This window comes from Pseudomonadota bacterium, assembly GCA_022361155.1.
Classification (GTDB): Bacteria; Myxococcota_A; Polyangia; order Polyangiales; family JAKSBK01; genus JAKSBK01.
Map to the genome: position 1 here is coordinate 1 of JAKSBK010000253.1, position 1,172 is coordinate 1,172.

Consider the following 1,172-nt stretch of genomic DNA (forward strand, 5'->3'; position numbering starts at 1 on the left):
CTTCATTCCAAATATCCCGAGCGTGTTGATATTTTGATGCTCCTTGGGCAAGTAACCGCCTGGCAAAAAAAATATCAGCCCAGTGTTGAATTCTACAAAAAGGCACTGGCAATTCATCCTGATAACACGACAGCCACTAAAGGACTGGCTACCACTTACAAATGGATGAAGAATACTGAAGAAGGAGTAAAACTTTACGCAAAAATCCTGGAAGAAGAACCCAACAACATAGACGCGCTTATGGGTACCGGAATTCTTCTCAGTCAAGGCGGAAAAAACAAGGAAGCTATTGTCTACCTGGAGAAGGCAAGAGATGCAGCTCCTAACCGTGCAGACGTCCGTGCCATGCTGGGAACCCTTTACAGTTGGACTGCCCAGTTGGATGATGCGGTCACGGAACTCCAGAAATCCGTCGCCTTGGAACAGGGAAATATATCCAATAGAAATATAAATAACTATATTGCTCTGGGCCGCATCTTCCGGTGGCAAAAAAAGAAGGAAGAATCCATAAAGCTTTTCCAGAAAGCCCTCGAGCTGGAACCCAACAATACCGAAGCCATGATCGGGCTTGGAAGAGTTTACGTGTTCGACGACCAGTGGGATAAAGCTGAAGAGCTGTACATGAAAGCTTTGACTCTGGAGCCCAATAATCTGGATGCTAAAGAAGCCTTGGCGCAGTTGAAAAGATTCAAGGCTCCGGAGGCAAACTTCAGATACAACTTTTTTGAAGCCCGATTACACAATCCGAACACAGGGCAAATATCTTCTACCTTTATAGATCACCGGGAGACCATAGAGTCTTTCTTCAAATTGTCGCCCAAAACCACAATCCAGGCACGTTATCAACACGCCGAGCGGAGGCAACTCGGCCCTTCAAATACCTCTACAGCTTTCAATGTTGACACCGAAACTGTTTCGTTCGGGTTGAATCAGAAGCTGCCTTACAATTTTGATGTTCGTTTGCGGTACGACGTGGCTCAATTCAGCAATGACAACCCGAGTAACAGCACTGCAAATCTGCGGGAAACCGAAAATGATTATTCAGGATTTTTTATTTTAACGAAAAGACACGACAGGCACTTGTGGAGGCTAAGTCTGGGCCGGGAACTGTTTATAGATACCAATCCCGGATTTTCAACTATTGAAGATATCAACACCTATTCAATTTCATA

1 protein-coding gene is annotated in these 1,172 nt (G+C 44.9%); it reads left to right on the top strand.

What is annotated here, in order from left to right:
- On the top strand, window positions 1-1,172 hold a 1,172-nt coding region (locus MJD61_09365; protein ID MCG8555478.1), incomplete at both ends, for a tetratricopeptide repeat protein.